Origin of the sequence: Clostridium cellulovorans 743B, from assembly GCF_000145275.1 — a bacterium.
Taxonomy (GTDB): domain Bacteria; phylum Bacillota; class Clostridia; order Clostridiales; family Clostridiaceae; genus Clostridium_K; species Clostridium_K cellulovorans.
Genome location: NC_014393.1, coordinates 1 through 21,190 on the forward strand (window position 1 = coordinate 1; position 21,190 = coordinate 21,190).

General features: G+C 34.3%; 12 protein-coding genes, 2 tRNA genes, 3 rRNA genes and 1 other annotated feature. All 17 genes read left to right on the forward strand.

All coding sequences use genetic code 11. From position 1 onward, the window contains the following. Window positions 1–98 precede the first annotated feature (98 nt). The 17 genes from dnaA to CLOCEL_RS00090 all read left to right on the forward strand — a co-directional run bounded on the left by dnaA (window position 99) and on the right by CLOCEL_RS00090 (window position 20,910). Window positions 99–1,454 carry a chromosomal replication initiator protein DnaA gene (gene dnaA, locus CLOCEL_RS00010; protein WP_010074408.1) on the forward strand — a complete coding sequence of 452 codons (1,356 nt, stop codon included), beginning with the start codon at window positions 99–101 and terminating at the stop codon, window positions 1,452–1,454. A 260-nt stretch (window positions 1,455–1,714) separates the two neighbouring features. Next, window positions 1,715–2,818 carry a DNA polymerase III subunit beta gene (gene dnaN, locus CLOCEL_RS00015; RefSeq protein WP_010074409.1) on the forward strand — a complete coding sequence of 368 codons (1,104 nt, stop codon included), beginning with the start codon at window positions 1,715–1,717 and terminating at the stop codon, window positions 2,816–2,818. Between the two features lie 227 nt (window positions 2,819–3,045). Next, window positions 3,046–3,252: a S4 domain-containing protein YaaA gene (gene yaaA / locus CLOCEL_RS00020; RefSeq protein WP_010074410.1), complete on the forward strand. Its 207-nt coding sequence runs from the start codon at window positions 3,046–3,048 to the stop codon at window positions 3,250–3,252. 190 nt (window positions 3,253–3,442) lie between these two features. Beyond that, window positions 3,443–4,537, forward strand: a complete 1,095-nt coding sequence (gene recF / locus CLOCEL_RS00025; protein ID WP_010074411.1) for a DNA replication/repair protein RecF — start codon at window positions 3,443–3,445, stop codon at window positions 4,535–4,537. 18 nt (window positions 4,538–4,555) lie between these two features. Continuing rightward, on the forward strand, window positions 4,556–4,819 hold the full coding sequence (remB, locus tag CLOCEL_RS00030) for an extracellular matrix regulator RemB (protein ID WP_010074412.1): 264 nt from the start codon (window positions 4,556–4,558) through the stop codon (window positions 4,817–4,819). A 29-nt stretch (window positions 4,820–4,848) separates the two neighbouring features. Beyond that, complete coding sequence (gyrB, locus tag CLOCEL_RS00035; RefSeq protein WP_010074413.1) at window positions 4,849–6,759, forward strand: DNA topoisomerase (ATP-hydrolyzing) subunit B; 1,911 nt, start codon at window positions 4,849–4,851, stop codon at window positions 6,757–6,759. 21 nt (window positions 6,760–6,780) lie between these two features. Then, on the forward strand, window positions 6,781–9,294 hold the full coding sequence (gene gyrA, locus CLOCEL_RS00040) for a DNA gyrase subunit A (RefSeq protein WP_010074414.1): 2,514 nt from the start codon (window positions 6,781–6,783) through the stop codon (window positions 9,292–9,294). Between the two features lie 428 nt (window positions 9,295–9,722). Next, window positions 9,723–11,237 (forward strand): 16S ribosomal RNA (locus CLOCEL_RS00045). A gap of 393 nt (window positions 11,238–11,630) precedes the next feature. Next, window positions 11,631–14,535, forward strand: a 23S ribosomal RNA gene (locus CLOCEL_RS00050). Between the two features lie 69 nt (window positions 14,536–14,604). After that, window positions 14,605–14,721 (forward strand): 5S ribosomal RNA (gene rrf, locus CLOCEL_RS00055). Together the 16S, 23S and 5S rRNA genes with 2 tRNA genes alongside form the textbook arrangement of a ribosomal RNA operon. Before the next feature lie 3 nt (window positions 14,722–14,724). Beyond that, a tRNA-Ile gene (locus tag CLOCEL_RS00060) sits at window positions 14,725–14,801 on the forward strand. Window position 14,802: 1 nt separating this feature from the next. Then, a tRNA-Ala gene (locus tag CLOCEL_RS00065) sits at window positions 14,803–14,878 on the forward strand. Between the two features lie 295 nt (window positions 14,879–15,173). Further along, window positions 15,174–15,683, forward strand: coding sequence for an HD domain-containing protein (locus CLOCEL_RS00070; protein WP_010073093.1), 510 nt, complete (start codon window positions 15,174–15,176; stop codon window positions 15,681–15,683). A 144-nt stretch (window positions 15,684–15,827) separates the two neighbouring features. Then, entirely contained in the window at window positions 15,828–16,331 is a 504-nt protein-coding gene (locus CLOCEL_RS00075; RefSeq protein ID WP_010073092.1) for a transcription repressor NadR, read from the forward strand. Between the two features lie 184 nt (window positions 16,332–16,515). Beyond that, a complete protein-coding gene (locus tag CLOCEL_RS00080) occupies window positions 16,516–19,251 on the forward strand; it encodes a UPF0182 family protein (protein WP_010073091.1) in 2,736 nt (911 codons plus the stop codon). Window positions 19,252–19,278: 27 nt separating this feature from the next. Continuing rightward, window positions 19,279–20,676, forward strand: a complete 1,398-nt coding sequence (locus CLOCEL_RS00085) for an NAD(P)/FAD-dependent oxidoreductase (protein ID WP_013291565.1) — start codon at window positions 19,279–19,281, stop codon at window positions 20,674–20,676. A gap of 12 nt (window positions 20,677–20,688) precedes the next feature. After that, the gene (locus tag CLOCEL_RS00090) at window positions 20,689–20,910 is read left to right on the forward strand and encodes a DUF1667 domain-containing protein (RefSeq protein WP_010073088.1); all 222 of its coding nucleotides are present in this window, start codon (window positions 20,689–20,691) and stop codon (window positions 20,908–20,910) included. 59 nt (window positions 20,911–20,969) lie between these two features. Continuing rightward, window positions 20,970–21,166: a binding site (T-box leader), on the forward strand. Window positions 21,167–21,190 lie beyond the last annotated feature (24 nt).

Here is a 21,190-nt window from a genome sequence, read left to right on the forward strand (position 1 = left end):
TTTCAATAACATTTGTCAACAAAGATTAATAGCATTTTTTTATGTGTATTTTTTTGTTTATATACTGTGGATATAAAATTTTTCTAGGAGGATAAGCGATGAATGTCCACTTATCAGATATATGGGATAAAACCTTAACTATTATAAAAGGTGAACTTACAGAAGTAAGCTTTAATACTTGGATTAAGAGTATAACACCTGAATATATAGATGATACCACTATAACTTTTGGAGTCCCAAATGACTTTACAAGAGGTATATTAGAATCTAGATACAAAGACCTTGTTATAAATGCAATAAACATGGTCACATCTAAGAAATATAATGTAGAGTTCAAAATAATAAGTGAGGATGTTATAACATCAGATGATTCCGAACCTAAAATTCAAAAACAACATATTATAGCAACTGTATCTCCCGATGAAATGAACTCGGTTCTTAATCCTAAGTACACATTCAATTCCTTTGTTATAGGTAATAGCAATCGTTTTGCCCATGCAGCATGTCTAGCAGTAGCTGAATCACCAGCTAAGGCTTATAATCCTTTATTTATCTATGGAGGAGTAGGTCTTGGAAAAACTCACTTAATGCATGCAATAGGTCATTACATTTTAAAAAATAATTCCAAAGCTAAAGTAGCTTATGTCTCATCAGAAAAGTTTACAAATGAACTTATTAACTCTATTAAAGATGATAAAAATGAGGAATTTAGAAATAAATATAGAAACGTAGATCTTCTACTTATAGATGATATTCAATTCATCGCAGGAAAAGAAAGAACTCAGGAAGAATTCTTCCATACATTTAATGCACTATATGATGCAAATAAACAAATTATTCTATCAAGTGATAGGCCGCCAAAGGAAATTCCTACACTTGAAGATAGGCTTAGGTCTCGTTTTGAATGGGGATTAATAGCAGATATTCAGCCTCCAGATTTTGAAACAAGAATAGCAATATTAAAGAAAAAAGCAGATGTAGAAAAACTCAATGTCCCTAATGAAGTTTTAACCTATATAGCTACAACCATAAAGTCTAATATAAGAGAACTTGAAGGTGCTTTAATAAGAATAGTTGCTTTTTCATCATTAACCAATAAAGAAATAAGTGTAGATTTAGCTCAGGAAGCACTAAAAGACATAATATCTAATAGGGCAACTAAACAAATCACAATAGAATTAATTCAAGAAATTGTTGCATCTTATTACAACCTAAAAATTGAAGACTTTAAATCAGCTAGAAGAACTAAAAATATAGCATATCCAAGACAGATAGCTATGTTTTTATGTAGGAAGCTTACCGATAACTCACTCCCAAAAATAGGTGAAGAATTTGGGGGACGTGACCATACTACTGTCATACATGCTTACGAAAAAATAAATGAAGCTTATAAAAGCGATGAAAGTCTTAAAAATATTATAGAAATCCTGACAAAAAGGATTAATCAAAATTAACTAACAACTTGTTGATAATAATTAGTTAATTACCTGTTGATAAAAAATATAAAATAAAAGCCTTGTTAATTCTGTGGATAAGTGATGAAAATTTATCAAAGCTTTATCCACAGATATTTTTGGCCTATTATCTTTTAAATCAATGATATTTGTTACTTATACACATATCAACAGCCCCTACTACTATTACTATATATTTTATTATATCTTCTCTATCTATATAAAAAACTTTTCAACTGTTAATAAAGGAGGTTCTTATAATGAACTTTACATGTGATAAAACTAATTTGCAAGAAGCTATCTCTATTGCTCAGAAAGCAGTAACTGGTAAGTCTACAATGCCTATTTTACAAGGATTACTTTTAAATGCTAGAGGAAATAAACTAACAATAAATAGTTCAGATATAGATCTTGGTATTGAAACTAAGTGTAATGCTAACATCAAGGAAGAAGGATCTATTGTAGTAGATTCGAAGCTTTTCGGAGATATCATAAGAAAATTACCTAATTCAGAAATACAAATTAAATCAATAAGTGAAGGAACTATAGAAATTACTTGCCAAAGGTCAAGATTTACTCTTGTTCACATGAAAGCAGATGAATTTCCACAACTTCCATACATAGATGAAGATGAAATCATCTCAATTCCTCAAAAACTTATTAAAAACATGATAAGATCTACGATATTTGCAATTGCAATAGATGAAACTAGACCGATATTAACAGGAATATTGTTTGAAATAAAAAATAGAACGTTAAACTTAGTTGCTTTAGATGGCTTTAGACTTGCGCTTAAAAAAGAGACAATTGATACCGAACAAGAATTTAGTGCAGTAATTCCAGGAAAAACTCTTCATGAAGTAGTTAAAATACTTGAAGATGAAGGGGATGTTGATATAACATTTACCACTAACCACATTTTATTTAATTTAGGAGAAACAAAAGTAGTTTCAAGACTTTTAGAAGGTGAATTCATAAAATACCAAGCAATAATTCCAGAGGAACATGAACTTAGTATTTCTGTAAACAGAGCATCTTTGTTAAATTCAATAGAAAGAGCTTCACTAGTTTCAAAAGATGCTAGCAGTAATTTGATCAAATTCAATATTAGCGAAGATAATATTGTTATTACTTCTAATTCTCAATTAGGTGATGTTAGAGAAGAGGTATCTATAAAGCTACTAAAAGGTAATGAGCTACAAATCGCTTTTAATTCAAAATATTTAATCGATGCTTTAAAAATTATGGAAGAAGAAACAATAACACTTCAATTCACTTCAGCAGTAAGTCCTTGTATAATTAAAAATATTGAAAATGATAATGTTATATACTTAGTTCTTCCTGTTAGAATATCAAACTCATAGAAAACAAAGTCTTGCAAGAATAGAATACTTAACTTGCAAGACTTTTATTTTTAATGCATAATTATTAATGGGGTATACAGTACCATATTATGATCTGGGAAATAATCATCTGCAATATTAAATCTATATTTATTTTTTTTGAAAATTAGTGTAAAATAATATTTTAGGGTATTAGAATGATTAAAATTGTTAATAAGGAGAGTCAGCATAAGTATGCTGAAGATATTATGAGCGAAATAGTCATAGAAACAGAATTTATTAAATTGGATTCATTTATGAAACTTGCTGCAATAGTTAGTTCTGGATCAGAGGCAAAAATGATAATAAAAAGCCAAGAAGTAACTGTTAATGGAGAAATAGAAGAACGAAGAGGAAAAAAACTTTATAAAGGTGATGTTGTTGAATTTAATGGCGAATCTTATAAAGTTGTTTAAGTCGCCTTTAAAGATAATAATTAGCAAAACGATTTGCCTATGCAATATCATAAGGAATTATTTAAACCGTTATAGTCTAAAAAATACCTTATGTTATTAACGCATAGGCTGAAACTTTTAGCATGTTGTTAAATTTCATATGTTTCAGTGAGTTTAAACTCCCTTTATGGTATAATTAAAGGAGAAAAATATGTTTATCGAAAATCTAAAATTAAGAAATTTTAGAAATTATAAAGAACTTAATATAGACTTATATAGTGGTGTAAATGTATTTACTGGTGATAATGCTCAAGGAAAAACAAATGTCTTAGAGGCTATTTATTATTGCAGTCTAGGTAAATCACATAGAACAAACAAAGACAAAGAATTAATATTATGGGATGCTTTAAGTGGTCAACTTGAAGTAACAGTAAATAAGACTAGGTTAAACAAAAAAATAAAAATTGATATTTTAAAAGAAGGTAAAAAAGCAATATCAATTAATTCAATAAAGTTAAAAAAAATATCTGAGCTTATTGGAATTTGTAACGTAGTTATGTTTTCACCAGAAGATTTGAAAATTGTAAAAGACTCACCATCTTATCGTCGTAAGTTTTTGGATATAGAACTTTGTAAGTTAAACTCTAAGTATTATTTTAATCTTGTTCAATATAATAAAGTTTTAAACGAACGAAATGTTGTATTAAAGAGTAATAATGGCAATAATCTTGATATAATCGAAGTATATGATATGCAACTGGCTAAATTTGGTTCACATATCGTAAAGGATAGAGTTGATTATATAAATAAATTAAATAGATATGGACAGGAAATTCATAAAGACATAACCGTTTCAAAAGAAAAAATTTCTTTTAGCTATATCACTGATGCAAAAAACTTAAATGGTATTGAAGTGGAACTAATTAACCTACTAAAGAAAAATCGTCAAAGAGACTTTATTAAAAAAAGTACTACTGTTGGACCTCATAGGGACGATTTCTCTATCGAGATAAATGATATCGACACTAGGAGTTATGGATCACAAGGACAGCAAAGAACTTCGATCCTGACTATTAAATTTGCCTCTCTTAAGATAATTAAAGAACTTATAGGAGAATATCCTATACTCTTATTAGATGACGTACTCTCTGAGTTAGATACAAATAGACAAAAGTATATTTTGAATTCCATAAAGGATGTTCAAACCGTAATTACATGTACTGGTATGAATGAGATAAATAATTATCTAAATGATGATTATAAACTTTTTATTGTTAATGAAGGATGCATTGAGGAGAAAATTTGAAGGTGAGGAGTGGATTGTGTGTTTTTACATTTAGGAGAAAATGTAGTGGTTCCTGTTAGAGATGTTATAGGCATTTTTGATATAGATACGACAATGTATGGTGCAGATACTGTTCAATTTTTAAGGCTAGCAGAGGAAGATGGCTTTATAGAAAAAATAACAAATGATAAACCAAAGTCATTTATTGTGGCAGAGGTGAATAAAAAGTCTAAGATATTTTTATCACCTATCTCTTCAGCTACATTGTGTAAGAGAACACAATCTATATACGAGGAATACTAAAATTCAAGATTAAGTAATAGGAGGGTCCTATGACAGATAAAAAACAAAGCTATGATGCAAGTCAGATACAAGTACTTGAAGGTTTAGAAGCAGTTAGAAAAAGGCCAGGAATGTATATTGGAAGTACTAGTTCTAGAGGACTTCATCATCTAGTTTATGAAATAGTTGATAATAGTATAGATGAGGCTTTAGCAGGTTTTTGTAAAAATATTGATGTTATTATTCATGAAGATAATTCTATATCAGTAAAAGATGATGGCAGGGGTATGCCTGTAGGTATGCATGCTAAGATGAATAGACCAGCAGTAGAAGTTATTATGACTATTCTTCATGCTGGAGGAAAATTTGGTGGTGGTGGTTATAAGGTTTCTGGAGGATTACATGGTGTTGGAGCATCTGTAGTAAATGCATTATCTGAAACTTGTATTGTAACTGTAAGCATAGATGGAAAAATTCATAGGCAAGAATTTCATAGAGGAAATGTTGCAACTGAATTAGAGGTAATAGGTGAAACCGAGGAACATGGAACTGAAGTTTTCTTTACACCTGACCATGAAATATTTGAAACACTTGAATTTGATTATGACACTTTAGTTCAAAGATTAAGAGAATTAGCATTCCTTAACAAAGGAATTAATATATCCATAGAAGACAGAAGAAATGATAAGTCTGATAGTTTTCATTATGATGGTGGTATAAAATCATTTGTAAGTTACTTGAATCGAAACAAAGAAGCATTGTTTCCTGAACCAATCTACATTGAGGGAATTCAAAATGATATACTAGTTGAGATTGCACTTCAATACAATGATACATATCAAGAAAATATCTTTTCTTTTGCAAATAACATAGACACAGCAGAAGGTGGAACTCATTTAGCAGGTTTCAAGAATGCAATGACTAGAGTTATAAATGATTATGCAAGAAAGTTTGGTTTTTTAAAGGAAAATGATAAAAATTTATCAGGAGAAGACGTGAGAGAAGGTCTTACAGCAATCATCTCTGTAAAAATTCCTGAACCAGAATTCGAAGGACAGACTAAAACAAAGTTAGGAAATTCAGAAGTAAGAGGAATTGTTGATAGTATACTTGGCGGAAGTGTTAGTACATTCTTAGAGGAGAATCCTTCTGTTGGAAAGATAATAGTGGATAAAGCATTAACTGCTTCAAGGGCTAGAGAAGCTGCTAAAAAGGCTAGAGAGTTGACTAGAAGAAAGTCTATACTAGAAAGTACATCACTTCCAGGAAAGCTCGCTGACTGTTCATCAAAGGATCCTTCAGAGTGTGAAATCTATATAGTTGAGGGAGATTCGGCAGGAGGCTCTGCAAAGCAAGGAAGAAACAGACGTTTCCAAGCAATCTTACCACTTAGAGGTAAGATTATGAATGTTGAAAAACAAAGGTTAGATAAAATTCTAGGATCAGATACAATAAGATCTATGATAACAGCTTTTGGAGCTGGTATAGGAAAAGATTTTGACCTAGATAAACTTAGGTATCATAGGATAATAATAATGACTGATGCCGATGTTGATGGAGCTCATATAAGAACTTTATTACTAACATTTTTCTATAGATACATGCGAGATATGATTGAGAAGGGGCACGTGTATATAGCTCAACCACCGCTATATAAGGTATCTAGAAATAAAAAAGAATGGTATGCATATAACGACGATGAGCTAAAAGATATCTTGAAGGATATAGGTGGTAAAGATAATAGCACTGTAATTCAAAGATATAAAGGACTTGGAGAAATGGATGCTCAACAACTTTGGGATACAACGATGGATCCTGAACATAGACTTTTATTAAAAGTGGATATGGGTGAAGCTATGATGGCAGATGAAATATTCACAATACTGATGGGTGAAAAAGTTGAGCCAAGAAGAGAATTTATTCAAGAAAACGCAAAGAATGTAGTGAATCTTGACGTATAGTCCATAGATTGAGGTGAAAGCATGAACAACAATGAAGGTAAAACATTACCTGTTGATATTAGTAATGAAATGAAAAAATGCTATATAGATTATGCAATGAGTGTTATCGTTGGTCGTGCACTTCCAGATGTAAGGGATGGTTTAAAGCCTGTTCATAGAAGAATACTTTATTCGATGTATGAACTAGGCATAACACCTGATAAGCCACATAGAAAGTGTGCAAGAATAGTCGGAGATGTACTAGGTAAATATCACCCACATGGTGATTCATCAGTTTATGATGCATTAGTTAGATTAGCTCAAGATTTCTCAATGAGATATACTCTTGTAGATGGCCATGGAAATTTTGGTTCTGTCGATGGTGATGGTGCAGCTGCCATGAGATATACAGAAGCAAGAATGGATAAGATGGCTAATGAAATGGTCAGAGATATAAACAAGAACACTGTAGATTTTATTCCTAACTATGATGGAGATGAACAAGAACCAACGGTAATACCTTCAAGGTTTCCTAACCTTTTGGTAAATGGTTCATCTGGAATCGCTGTTGGTATGGCTACTAATATACCTCCGCATAACTTGACAGAAGTTATCGATGGTGTAAATTTATTAATTGAAAATCCTGAAGCTACAGTACTGGATCTTATGACTAAAATTAAAGGACCAGACTTTCCTACAGCAGGAATAATTATGGGTAAGTCTGGAATAAGAGAAGCTTATGAGACTGGAAGAGGTAAAGTTGTAGTTAGAGCAAATGCAACCATTGAAGAAGATGGTGGAAGACATAAAATTATAGTTACAGAAATACCTTATCAAGTAAATAAAGCTAAGTTGATAGAAAACATAGCAGACCTTGTAAAGGATAAAAAGATTGTTGGAATTTCAGACCTTCGTGATGAATCAGACAGAGATGGTATGAGAATAGTAATAGAACTTAAAAGAGATGCAAATCCAAATGTAATATTAAATCAATTATATAAGCATACAAAACTTCAAGATAGTTTTGGTATTATAATGCTTGCCTTAGTTGACAACCAACCAAAAGTTCTAAATTTAAAGGAGGTTCTAGTTCATTATCTTAACTTCCAAAAAGAAGTTATAACAAGAAGAACTCAGTTTGAATTAGAAAAAGCAGAAGCTAGAGCTCATATTTTAGAAGGCTTAAAAATAGCATTAGATAATATCGATGAGGTTATAAGTATAATACGAAGTTCAAAATCAACTAATGAAGCCAAGGAAAGACTTCAAGAAAGATTCGCCTTATCTGAAAAACAATCAACTGCTATAGTTGAAATGAGGTTAAGAAGTTTAACTGGTTTAGAAAGACAAAAGATAGAAGATGAATTAAGTGAACTTATGGCCTTAATTAACAAGTTAAAAGAGATTCTGGCAAATGAAGCTTTAATTCTAAACATCATAAGGGATGAACTTAATGAAATTAAGGGAAGATTCGGTGATGAAAGAAGAACTGCTATAGAAGCGTCACAAAATGATATTAATATAGAGGACCTTATACAAGAGCATAAGGTTGTTGTGACATTAACGCGTGCTGGATATATAAAGAGAATAGCAGAAAGTACTTATTCAGCACAAAAAAGAGGTGGGAAGGGGATCCAAGCTGCTACCACCAAGGAAGATGATATAGTAGAAAATATATTTGTTACATCGACACATGATCATATATTATTCTTCTCTAATTTTGGAAGAGTATACACATTAAAAGGTTATGAGATTCCAGAAGCAGGTAGAACTGCTAAAGGAACTAATGTAATAAATTTATTATTGCTAAGACCAGAAGAAAAAATTCAAGCTGTTATAACTTTAAGTGAGTTTGAGAAATCTCAATACTTAGTATTTGGAACTAAGAAGGGTATCATTAAGAAAACAACATTAGAGGATTTCAGTAATATTAGAAAGAATGGTCTTAATGCAGTAGGACTAAGAGAAGATGATGAGTTGATTTCTGTTAGGCTATCTAGTGGGGAAGATCAGATTATAATGGTTACTCAAAATGGATATTCTATTAGATTCAAAGAAGAAGATGTAAGACCAATGGGAAGAACAGCTACAGGTGTAAAAGGTATATCACTTCGTGATGAAGATAATGTTGTAAGTATGGAAATTGTAGATGAATCTATGGATATATTGGTTGTAAGTGAAAATGGCTATGGAAAAAGAACTCCTATAGGAGAGTATAAGTGCCAAAATAGGGGTGGAATGGGCATAATAACTTACAAGGTATCAGAGAAGACTGGAAAAGTTGTAGCAGCTACTATGGTTAATGATGAGCATGAAATCATGATTATAAATAGTGCTGATATAGTTATTAGGATTAATTCAAAAGAAATATCTACAACAGGCAGAAGTGCAATGGGAGTTACCTTAATGAGAAATAACGATGAAACAAAGGTTCTTGCCATAGCAAAAGTTATTAGTGATGATGAAGAAATAGAAGATTTACAAGAGCATAATGAGATTCAATCGTTAGAACAAGAAGCTGAAGTGCAAGAAGATACTAATAATAGTGAAGAGTAATAGAAGGCTGCTCTGAGAACTTAAAAGTTCCAGGGCAGCTTTTCTGCTTTGAATTTTAAATATATCTTAATTACAAGTAAAATAAGAGAAGTTTTTCTTTAACAACGCAATCTAGTGTATCAATATAAAAAAATAAAAGAAAAATTGAGAAATATGAAGATTATTATATATAAATTAGAAAAATGAAATAATATAAAATACTATTGTAATTAAATTATGTTAGAATAAATTTCGTCGCTTAGAGCAACAGAAAAATAATGTTGATAAGTGATGAAAAAAAGTTGTTGACAAATAACTTTTTAACTGATATACTGAATAAGCTGTCAGATGACAGTAGTTGATCTTTGAAAATTGAACAGAAGAACAAGACCAGACAAATTCTGAGGTTTTAAAATAAAAACCAAAGTCAAGATTAGAACTCAACAATTTAAATTGAGAGTTTGATCCTGGCTCAGGACGAACGCTGGCGGCGTGCTTAACACATGCAAGTCGAGCGATGAAGCCCTTCGGGGTGGATTAGCGGCGGACGGGTGAGTAACACGTGGGCAACCTGCCTTATAGAGGGGGATAGCCTTCCGAAAGGAAGATTAATACCGCATAAAATGCAATTCTCGCATGAGAGATGTATCAAAGGAGCAATCCGCTATAAGATGGGCCCGCGGCGCATTAGCTAGTTGGTGAGGTAACGGCTCACCAAGGCGACGATGCGTAGCCGACCTGAGAGGGTGATCGGCCACATTGGAACTGAGACACGGTCCAGACTCCTACGGGAGGCAGCAGTGGGGAATATTGCACAATGGGGGAAACCCTGATGCAGCAACGCCGCGTGAGTGATGAAGGCCTTCGGGTTGTAAAGCTCTTTGATTAGGGACGATAATGACGGTACCTAAAGAACAAGCCACGGCTAACTACGTGCCAGCAGCCGCGGTAATACGTAGGTGGCAAGCGTTGTCCGGATTTACTGGGCGTAAAGGATGTGTAGGCGGATTTTTAAGTGAGATGTGAAATACCCGAGCTCAACTTGGGTGCTGCATTTCAAACTGGAAGTCTAGAGTGCAGGAGAGGAAAGTGGAATTCCTAGTGTAGCGGTGAAATGCGTAGAGATTAGGAAGAACATCAGTGGCGAAGGCGACTTTCTGGACTGTAACTGACGCTGAGGCATGAAAGCGTGGGGAGCAAACAGGATTAGATACCCTGGTAGTCCACGCCGTAAACGATGAATACTAGGTGTAGGGGTTGTCATGACCTCTGTGCCGCCGCTAACGCATTAAGTATTCCGCCTGGGGAGTACGGTCGCAAGATTAAAACTCAAAGGAATTGACGGGGGCCCGCACAAGCAGCGGAGCATGTGGTTTAATTCGAAGCAACGCGAAGAACCTTACCTAGACTTGACATCTCCTGAATTACCCGTAACTGGGGAAGTTACCTCTTTGAGGTGACAGGAAGACAGGTGGTGCATGGTTGTCGTCAGCTCGTGTCGTGAGATGTTGGGTTAAGTCCCGCAACGAGCGCAACCCTTATTGTTAGTTGCTACCATTTAGTTGAGCACTCTAGCAAGACTGCCTGGGTTAACCAGGAGGAAGGTGGGGATGACGTCAAATCATCATGCCCCTTATGTCTAGGGCTACACACGTGCTACAATGGCGAGTACAACGAGACGCAAGACCGTGAGGTGGAGCAAATCTATAAAACTCGTCCCAGTTCGGATTGTAGGCTGAAACTCGCCTACATGAAGTTGGAGTTGCTAGTAATCGCGAATCAGCATGTCGCGGTGAATACGTTCCCGGGCCTTGTACACACCGCCCGTCACACCATGAGAGTCGGCAACACCCGAAGTCCGTGAGGTAACCGTAAGGAGCCAGCGGCCGAAGGTGGGGTCGATGATTGGGGTGAAGTCGTAACAAGGTAGCCGTAGGAGAACCTGCGGCTGGATCACCTCCTTTCTAAGGAAAATGACACAGTAGTTTTACTTGTAAGACACTGTGTCCACTGGGTCTTTCTTCTGTTCAATTTCCAGAGATCAAAGCCTAACGGCTAAGAGATTTGGAAGTCTTTTTTATGTAAAGCGAAAGCTTGTATAAAAAGGAAAAGTTGTTCTTTGAAAATTGCATAAGATATTAAAAACCAAGTAAAGTTATTTATATAAACTTTGTATAATTAAGACTAATTTAATTTGATAAGATTAACCGATAACGTGTTAATTAGACCAAATTAAAAAATTGATAGAACCAAGCAGTGCGAGGAACTGAAAACTCGAGGAAGCGGAGTTTACTTATGTAAATGAGCACCGCAGAGGCGAAAGTGACGAAGCAATGCGCAGGTTATAGCAATTTTTAGGTTAAGCTACAAAGGGCGTATGGTGAATGCCTTGGCACTAGGAGGCGAAGAAGGACGCGATAAGCTGCGATAAGCTTCGGGTAGGCGCAAATAGCCAGTGATCCGGAGATTTCCGAATGGGGAAACCTATGCATCAAACGATGTATATCCTGTAGTGAATACATAGCTACATGAAGCCACACCTGGGGAACTGAAACATCTAAGTACCCAGAGGAAGAGAAAGAAATTCGATTTCCTAAGTAGCGGCGAGCGAAAGGGAAAGAGCCCAAACCAGAGATTTATCTCTGGGGTTGTGGAATACTCATAAAAGCTAGAGTTTGTTATTCGAAGATAGCTGGAAAGCTAAGCCATAGAGGGTAATAGCCCCGTAGGAGAAAGCGAATGATAGCGAGAGTATATCCAGAGTACCACGAGACACGTGAAACCTTGTGGGAAGCAGGGAGGACCACCTCCCAAGGCTAAATACTACCTAGTGACCGATAGTGAAGAAGTACCGTGAGGGAAAGGTGAAAAGAACCCCGGAAGGGGAGTGAAATAGAACCTGAAACCGTATGCCTACAACCGGTCGAAGCACCATATGAGTGTGACGACGTGCTTTTTGTAGAACGAGCCAACGAGTTACGGTATGCAGCAAGGTTAAGTACTTAAGGTACGTAGCCGAAGGGAAACCAAGTGTGAACAGCGCGACTAGTTGCATGCCGTAGACCCGAAACCGGGTGACCTATCCATGGCCAGGTTGAAGCGAGGGTAAAACCTCGTGGAGGACCGAACCACATTGGTGTTGAAAAACCATGGGATGAGCTGTGGATAGCGGAGAAATTCCAATCGAACTCGGAGATAGCTGGTTCTCCTCGAAATAGCTTTAGGGCTAGCGTCGGGTAAAATGAGTAATGGAGGTAGAGCACTGAATGAGCTAGGGGCTGACAACAGTTACCGAACTCTATCAAACTCCGAATGCCATATACTTTTACCCCGGCAGTCAGACTGCGAATGATAAGGTCCGTAGTCAAAAGGGAAAAAGCCCAGACCATCAGCTAAGGTCCCCAAGTGTAAGTTAAGTGGAAAAGGATGTGGGATTTCTAAGACAACTAGGATGTTGGCTTAGAAGCAGCCACTCATTTAAAGAGTGCGTAATAGCTCACTAGTCAAGAGATCCTGCGCCGAAGATGTCCGGGGCTCAAACTTACCACCGAAGCTATGGACTCCGTAAGGAGTGGTAGAGGAGCTTTCTGTATGGGCAGAAGCAGTACCGGAAGGAGCTGTGGACTGTACAGAAGTGAGAATGTTGGCATAAGTAGCGAGAATTAAGTGAGAATCTTAATGGTCGAAAACCTAAGGTTTCCTGGGGAAGGCTCGTCCGCCCAGGGTTAGTCGGGACCTAAGCTGAGGCCGAAAGGCGTAGGTGATGGACAATCGGTTGATATTCCGATACTACTATTAGCGTTATTATCGATGGGATGACGCAGGAGGATAGGGTGTGCCAACTATTGGATGTTGGTCTAAGCATTTAGGGGTGTACGTAGGCAAATCCGCGTGCTAATACTCTGAGGTGTGATGGGGAGCGAAATTTAGTAGCGAAGTACCTGATTCCACGCTGCCAAGAAAAGTCTCTAGAGAGCAAAATAGTACCCGTACCGCAAACCGACACAGGTAGGTGAGGAGAGAATCCTAAGACCAGCGGAAGAATTACAGTTAAGGAACTCGGCAAATTGACCCCGTAACTTCGGGAGAAGGGGTGCCTAGCGCAAGCTAGGCCGCAGAGAATAGGCCCAAGCAACTGTTTAGCAAAAACACAGGTCTCTGCTAAAGCGAAAGCTGATGTATAGGGGCTGACGCCTGCCCGGTGCTGGAAGGTTAAGGGGATTGCTTAGCGCAAGCGAAGGCATGAACTTAAGCCCCAGTAAACGGCGGCCGTAACTATAACGGTCCTAAGGTAGCGAAATTCCTTGTCGGGTAAGTTCCGACCCGCACGAATGGCGTAATGATTTGGGCACTGTCTCAACTGTAAATCCGGCGAAATTGTAGTGCAAGTGAAGATGCTTGCTACCCGCGATTGGACGGAAAGACCCCGTAGAGCTTTACTGTAGTTTAGCATTGAGTTTCGATATTGTCTGTACAGGATAGGTGGGAGACTGGGAAGTAGGGCCGTCAGGTTCTATGGAGTCAACCTTGGGATACCACCCTGACAGTATTGGGATTCTAACGGAAACCCATGAATCTGGGTGCCGGACATTGTTAGATGGGCAGTTTGACTGGGGCGGTCGCCTCCAAAAAAGTAACGGAGGCGCCCAAAGGTTCCCTCAGAACGGTCGGAAATCGTTCGAAGAGTGCAAAGGCAGAAGGGAGCCTGACTGCGACACCTACAAGTGGAGCAGGGACGAAAGTCGGGCTTAGTGATCCGGTGGTTCCTCGTGGGAGGGCCATCGCTCAACGGATAAAAGCTACCTCGGGGATAACAGGCTGATCTCCCCCAAGAGTCCACATCGACGGGGAGGTTTGGCACCTCGATGTCGGCTCGTCGCATCCTGGGGCTGGAGAAGGTCCCAAGGGTTGGGCTGTTCGCCCATTAAAGCGGCACGCGAGCTGGGTTCAGAACGTCGTGAGACAGTTCGGTCCCTATCCGTCGCGGGCGTAGGAAATTTGAGAGGAGCTGTCCTTAGTACGAGAGGACCGGGATGGACTGACCTCTGGTGTACCAGTTGTTCCGCCAGGAGCATGGCTGGGTAGCTATGTCGGGAAGGGATAAACGCTGAAAGCATCTAAGCGTGAAGCCCACCTCAAGATTAGATTTCCCATAGCGTAAGCTAGTAAGATCCCTTGAAGAACACAAGGTTGATAGGTGAGGGGTGTAAGCATGGTAACATGTTCAGCTGACTCATACTAATAGATCGAGGGCTTAACCTAAACAAAGTTTTTAATATCTATGCAATTTTCAGAGAACACTCTGAGCTTTAAAAGAAATTTTAAAGTGTATCCAGTGATTATGCCTGGTAGGTAACACCCGTTCCCATTCCGAACACGACGGTTAAGCTACTAAGGGCCGATGATACTGCAGGAGAGGTCTTGTGGGAAAGTAGGTTGTCGCTGGGTATTGGATCTTTAGCTCAGTTGGTTAGAGCATCCGGCTCATAACCGGACGGCCTGGGGTTCGAGTCCCTAAAGGTCCACCATGGGGGATTAGCTCAGTTGGGAGAGCACCTGCCTTGCACGCAGGGGGTCAAGGGTTCGAATCCCTTATTCTCCACCAAAAACCGTGATTCATTATCACGGTTTTTTTATTTTTTGATTTATAAAATAAATTCAATATTTTTATGAGATATAAAATTAATAATAAACAAGTTTTAATAAAGAAAAGTAAAGGTATTATTTTAATTAAGAAACTAAACATTATATTATTTTAACTAAATATGTGCTAATATCATTTTATAATAACTAATTTAATGATATAGGTGTAAACTTAAAATTTTAAAATTAAGGTCAAATAATATTAAAAATAAAATAAATTAAGCTTATTTAAAGTTATTAGATACGGTGATAATAAAATGGGTATTAAAAGAGTAAGACAATTTGTTATTCAACTTACAGATACAATGAGAGAAGAAGACTATATATATGTTAATAAATATCTTACATCTAAAGAGACTATTATTTTTAGAAAGCTTTCTAAAAATGATCAAAAGCATTGTGTAAGGGTTGCAAAAGGATTAGAGAATATAATTATTGAAAAGTGTGGAGATAATTATAATAAGGCGGAAATAATAAAATATATAAGACTTGGCTTATTACATGATATAGGAAAATCATTTAAAAAAGTAAATGTAATTAATAAGTCAGTTTTAGTTATGTTAAATAGTCTGACAAAAGGAAAATTAATAAAATTTGTTAATATTAAGAGTATAGATTGTTATTATAATCATGGTGAAAAAGGCTATGAAATGTTAAAGGATCAATGTGACGATAAAGAATTTTTGCAAGTAATAAGATACCATCATAACAGGAATTATAACAATGTTGCAGTAAAACTTTTAAGAGATATTGATGATAAAAACTAAATATAAAGTTACAATAATAGGTTTTAAGAAAGTTACTAAACACTACTTCAGGTAATTTTATTAGTTGAACATTATTATCTGAAATGTTATTAATGGTAATTGAGAGATAATTAAATAAATATAAATAATATTAAGGAGAATAAGATGTCACCAGATGAGAGAAGAAAATTTATTCTTAATAAGTTAATAGATGATAAAGAAGTTTTGAAAGGACAGGTATTAGCAGAGTTTCTTAAGGTTACTAGACAAATAATTGTTAAAGACATAGCTATTTTAAAAGCAGAAGGACATAATATAATTTCAACTCCAAAAGGTTATATGATACAACAAGAGAATAAAGATTTGAAAAAGGTAATAGCTGTTTTTCATGATGAAAAAGATATTGAAACAGAACTAAGCATCATTGTAAAATATGGTGGTATAATCGAGGATATTAGAGTTGAACATGCTGTTTATGGTGAAATAACAGCTATGCTTATGATAAAAACTATTTATGAAGTACAAAGTTTTATACAAAAATTGAAAGATTCAAAGCCTCTTTCAGCGTTGACTGGAGGCGTGCATTTGCATTTAATTCGATATAAAGATGAAGAAATGCTTCAAAATATCCTTAGAGAATTAAAAGAAAAAAATCTATTATTAGAATAAACATCAGTAAATATATGAAGCATCACTTTTAATGAGGTTGTAAATAGTGTAAAATAAACATACATATAAAGTGAAAATTTTTATGGAAAAAGAGAAAAATAGAATGTATTAGAGCATAACTTACTAAACTTAAGTAAGTAATAATAAAATATATACAAATTAAGAAAGTAGGAGGAAATAATAATTGGCTTATAAAAACGGTGTTTTAAAAAAGTTCATAGTACCTATAGTTGTTGTATTTTTTCTTTTAGTAGGGTTCTTTAATAGTATAGTAAATCTAATAGTAAATATACAATGGTATGAAGAGGTTAAATATTTAGCTATATATTTTACAAAGTTAAAATCATTAGCTATTGTAACCATCCCATTATTCTTTGTGTTTTTCATACTCATATTTTTGTATTATAAAAGTATAAGAAAAAGTTTCAATAAATCTAGGAGTGCTGTAGATACAGGTAGCAATAAAAGAAATAAGTTAGTTTTTCTAGTGGATGCAGTTATATCATTCTTTTTATCAATATCTATAGGAAATGGTTTTTGGTATGAGATATTGCAGTTTGTGAATTCTACTAATTTTAATGATACTGATCCTATTTTTAATAAAGATATAAGCTTTTACATATTTAAATTACCTTTATTAAAAGGAATATATCAAGTATTATTAACGACTTTAATTTTACTTATAATAGCAACAGTAATATTTTATATAGCTGTAACTGCCTATGATAGACTTAATAAAACAGTTAATAACAATGTTATAAATTTAAATAAGAGTAATATTAAGATTATTTCCATGGAAATCGCTCAGTTTGCAGGTAAGCAATTAGCTTCTTTAGCAGCTTTAGTACTTCTAGTTACTTCTTATGGATATGTTCTAAAAGGATATGAAATTGTATATAGTTCTGCAGGTGTTGTTTATGGAGCTAGCTATACTGATGTAACTATAACATTAAACTTTTTTAGGGCAATAGCTATTGTATCATTTGTTGCAGCAATTGTTGTGTTTATGAGTATATTAAGAAAGAAGATAAAACCAATAGCAGTATCAGTAATTGCTATATTTGTGTTAACAGCAATACAACCATTAGTTTCTACTGCTACAGAAAGTATTATAGTTAAATCAAATCAGAGAAACTTAGAAAAGAAATATATTGGATATAACATAGATTATACTAGGAAAGCTTTTGATATTAATGATATTAAGTATGAAGAATATGATGTAAATAGAAATTTAACCGCTGAGGATATTAATAATAATAGAGGTATAATTGATAATATTAAAATCAATTCATATAAACCAGCTTTAGAATTCTATAATCAAGTTCAAAGTATGAAATATTATTATGACTACAATGATATAGATATAGACAGATATACAGTGGATGGGAAGTTTACTCAGGTATTTTTAGGTACTAGAGAATTGAATCCAGCATCATTGACTCAAGGTACAAATACATGGGAAGGAAAGCACCTTTTATATACACATGGTTATGGTGTTGCCATGAGTAAAGTTAACTCTATTACTGAATCAGGAAAACCAAATTTTATAATAAAAGATATTCCAATGGAGAATAAGTCTGGGATAAAAATAGAAAACCCTAGAATATACTTTGGAGAAGCTGATAGCAACTATGTAATAGTAAACACTAAGAGTGGAGAAGTTGATTATCCAGAAGGTGGAGAAAATAAATTAAATAAGTATGATGGTAATGGTGGAATAAAACTAAGTTTTGCTAAGAAGTTACTTTATGCAGCTTATTTTGGAAGTGAGAAAATCTTATTAAGTAATGAAATAACTGCTGATAGTAAGATTATGTTTAATAGGACTATAACAGATAGAATAAACAAAATAGCACCATTTCTAACTTACGATAGGGATCCATATATGGTTATTAGTGAAGGAAAGCTATATTGGATAATTGACGGGTACACTACTAGCAATAGATATCCAATGTCTCAACCATATAACAATATAAATTATATAAGAAATTCTGTAAAGGTAGTAATAGATGCTTATAATGGAGATACAAATTTCTATATCTCAGATGAAAAAGATCCTTTAATTCAAACATATAAAAAGATATATCCAACATTATTTAAGGATTTAAATACGTTATCAAAGGATATAATAAGTCATTTTAAATACCCAGAAGACATTTTTGATTTACAATCTGAGGTTTTAGGAAAGTATCATGTTACAGATCCAGATGTATTCTTTGATGGTAGTGATTTATGGCAAGTGTCAAAGGATGATACAGATGTATCTAATAATGCAAATGAAGCGAAAAATACTGATTACCAAACATTAAAGTTACCAAAGTCTAATAAATCTGAGATGGTAGTTATTAATTACTTCAATATAAGAAATAAGAATAATATGTCATCTATGTTAGTAGGAAGAATGGATGGAGAAAACTATGGAGATCTGGTTGCTTATAGATTCCCAAGTAACGAAAGTATATATAGTCCAGCTTTATTCCAAAAGCAATTTAAACAGGATGCTGTAATCTCTAAGGAACTTTCGCTTCTTAATACGCAAGGATCAAATGTAAATTATGGTGATACTGTAATAGTACCGATGGAAAACTCACTCTTATATATAATGCCTTTATATATAAGAGCCACTGGAGAAAATAGTATACCAGAAGTAAAGAAAATAGTATTATCCAATGGTGAAAAAACTGTAATGGGTGATAACATGGAAGTAGCATTGGGATTATTATTTGGAGATATAAAAAATACTGAAAAAACAGATGGTACAGAAGGTAAGAATGATAGTAATACAGGCAATTTAACCCTAGCTAAACAAGCAAAAGATATATATAACAAGATGATAGAAGCTCAAAAGAGTGGAGATTGGTCTGCTTATGGTAACTATCAAAAACAACTAGGGGAGATAATAGAACAGATAAATAAATAATGGTTCCTATAGGGAGGAATAGCTTTAATGGATTATGATGTTCTGATTTTAGGTGGTGGCATCTTTGGGTGTGCCATCGCCTATGAATTATCGAAATATAGTTTAAATATAGCAGTAATAGAAAAAGAATATGATATAGCTACAGATATTGAAATAATCAATTCTACTATAGTGTTTGATGGAACTATAGCAAAAAATGATATTATGTCTACTTTAGAACAAAGAGGGAATGTATTGATAAAAGAACTTGCTGAAAAGTTTAATTTATCATATCAGCCCAAGGATATGTTATACTTAGCTTATTGTGATAAAGAAGCTCAAAAGTTGCAAAAAACTTATGAAGATGCTGTTGATAGAGGCATTGAAAATATCGAGCTCATAAACAGTAAAAAGGTAGCAGAGGTAGAACCTAACCTTAAAAAGGAAGTAATAAATGGTATTTTATCTAGAAATACAGGAATAATTGAGCCATATGATTTAGCTCTTGCATTAGCAGAAGTTGCTTTTGATAATGGAGTTAATTTTAGATTTAATGAGAAAGTATTAAGTATAGAAACAATAGCGAAGGGTTCAATAATTACAACTACTAAAAATAAATTTAAGTGCAAGATGGTTATAAATACAATTCCCCAAAAGAATTATGATATAGAAGATAATCTGATTGATGAGGAATATAAAGCTGTAAGACGAAAAATAAATTATTTTCTAATGGAAAATGAGGGTGATAAGAAACTTTCAAATATCATGCTTTCTATTAGTGAGAATAATCAAATATCTGTGGCAGTTCCCAATCCTAATTCCACAGTTGGAGCTATAATACATGATGATATAATTTCTATGAGAGAAGCTAAAGATATCATAAAGAAGCAGGTAAAAGGTATAAGAAATAACTATATTAGTGCATACTATAGTGACACCTATTACAGTGATACTATAATAATAAATGATAGTTATGTTGATAAAGGTTATATTAAGATATCAGGTAAAAATTATTCAGAGGTAACTATGACACCTGCTATTGCAAAAATTATTTCTGAAACTATAAGAGAAAATATAAAGTGCACTCTAAAAAAGGATTATACAGATAAGCGTAGAGATATATTTAAGTTTAGAGATCTTTCTAATGAAGAAAGGCAAGAACTTATTGATGTAGATAAAAAGTATGGTAATATAGTGTGCTATTGTAACAAAGTATCAGAAGGCGAAATAGTAGATGCTATTAGAAGACCTTTAGGAGCTAGAACGGTTGAAGGGGTAAAAAGAAGAACTGGAGCAATGCAAGGAAGTTGTAAAGGGGCAACTTGTCTTCATAAGATAGTTAATATATTAGCCAGAGAACTTAATAGAGACGTCCTAGAGATAGTAAAGGATACAAAGGACTCTAATATTATTGTAGGTAGAATGAAGGAATTTGATGGAATATAGGTGTGATAGGTGATGAAAGAGATATTTACCACTATTGTGAGAATTAAAGGTGGCAATGCAAAAGTATGCCCTGTTAAATCAACAGAACCTGTAGAAAAGGAACTATTTATAGAGCTTTCAAAGGCAATCAGCAGAGTTTATATAGGTTTGCCAGTCAAACGAGGAGATATAATTTGCAAAAATATATTAAACACTGGCGTTGATATAATCGCAACTAAAAATATATTGGAATAGTGCTATTGACAAGGTTTACCTAAAATTTTATAATATACTATGTGTAATATTATAAATAATATCAGTTTATGAAGAGTCTAGTAGCAATGTTTTATATTATAGAGAGTCAGTGGGCGGTGCAAACTGATATATAGATATTTGTGAATCCAACTCGGAGACAATGCGATGAGCAATCGGTTAATTACCGTTAAAGATTATTAAGAGGACTATATATATGTAGTCAATTAGGGTGGCAACGCGGAGCTCCGTCCCTTTCATTAGGGATAGGAGCTTTTTTATT

Excerpts from the sequence above, each read along its gene's own strand:
- CLOCEL_RS00090 (WP_010073088.1), top strand. The coding sequence starts at position 20,689 with ATGAAAGAGATATTTACCACTATTGTGAGAATTAAAGGTGGCAATGCA.
- CLOCEL_RS00085 (WP_013291565.1), top strand. The coding sequence starts at position 19,279 with ATGGATTATGATGTTCTGATTTTAGGTGGTGGCATCTTTGGGTGTGCC.
- dnaN (WP_010074409.1), top strand. The coding sequence starts at position 1,715 with ATGAACTTTACATGTGATAAAACTAATTTGCAAGAAGCTATCTCTATT.
- dnaA (WP_010074408.1), top strand. The coding sequence starts at position 99 with ATGAATGTCCACTTATCAGATATATGGGATAAAACCTTAACTATTATA.
- gyrB (WP_010074413.1), top strand. The coding sequence starts at position 4,849 with ATGACAGATAAAAAACAAAGCTATGATGCAAGTCAGATACAAGTACTT.
- gyrA (WP_010074414.1), top strand. The coding sequence starts at position 6,781 with ATGAACAACAATGAAGGTAAAACATTACCTGTTGATATTAGTAATGAA.
- recF (WP_010074411.1), top strand. The coding sequence starts at position 3,443 with ATGTTTATCGAAAATCTAAAATTAAGAAATTTTAGAAATTATAAAGAA.
- CLOCEL_RS00070 (WP_010073093.1), top strand. The coding sequence starts at position 15,174 with ATGGGTATTAAAAGAGTAAGACAATTTGTTATTCAACTTACAGATACA.
- yaaA (WP_010074410.1), top strand. The coding sequence starts at position 3,046 with ATGAGCGAAATAGTCATAGAAACAGAATTTATTAAATTGGATTCATTT.
- CLOCEL_RS00075 (WP_010073092.1), top strand. The coding sequence starts at position 15,828 with ATGTCACCAGATGAGAGAAGAAAATTTATTCTTAATAAGTTAATAGAT.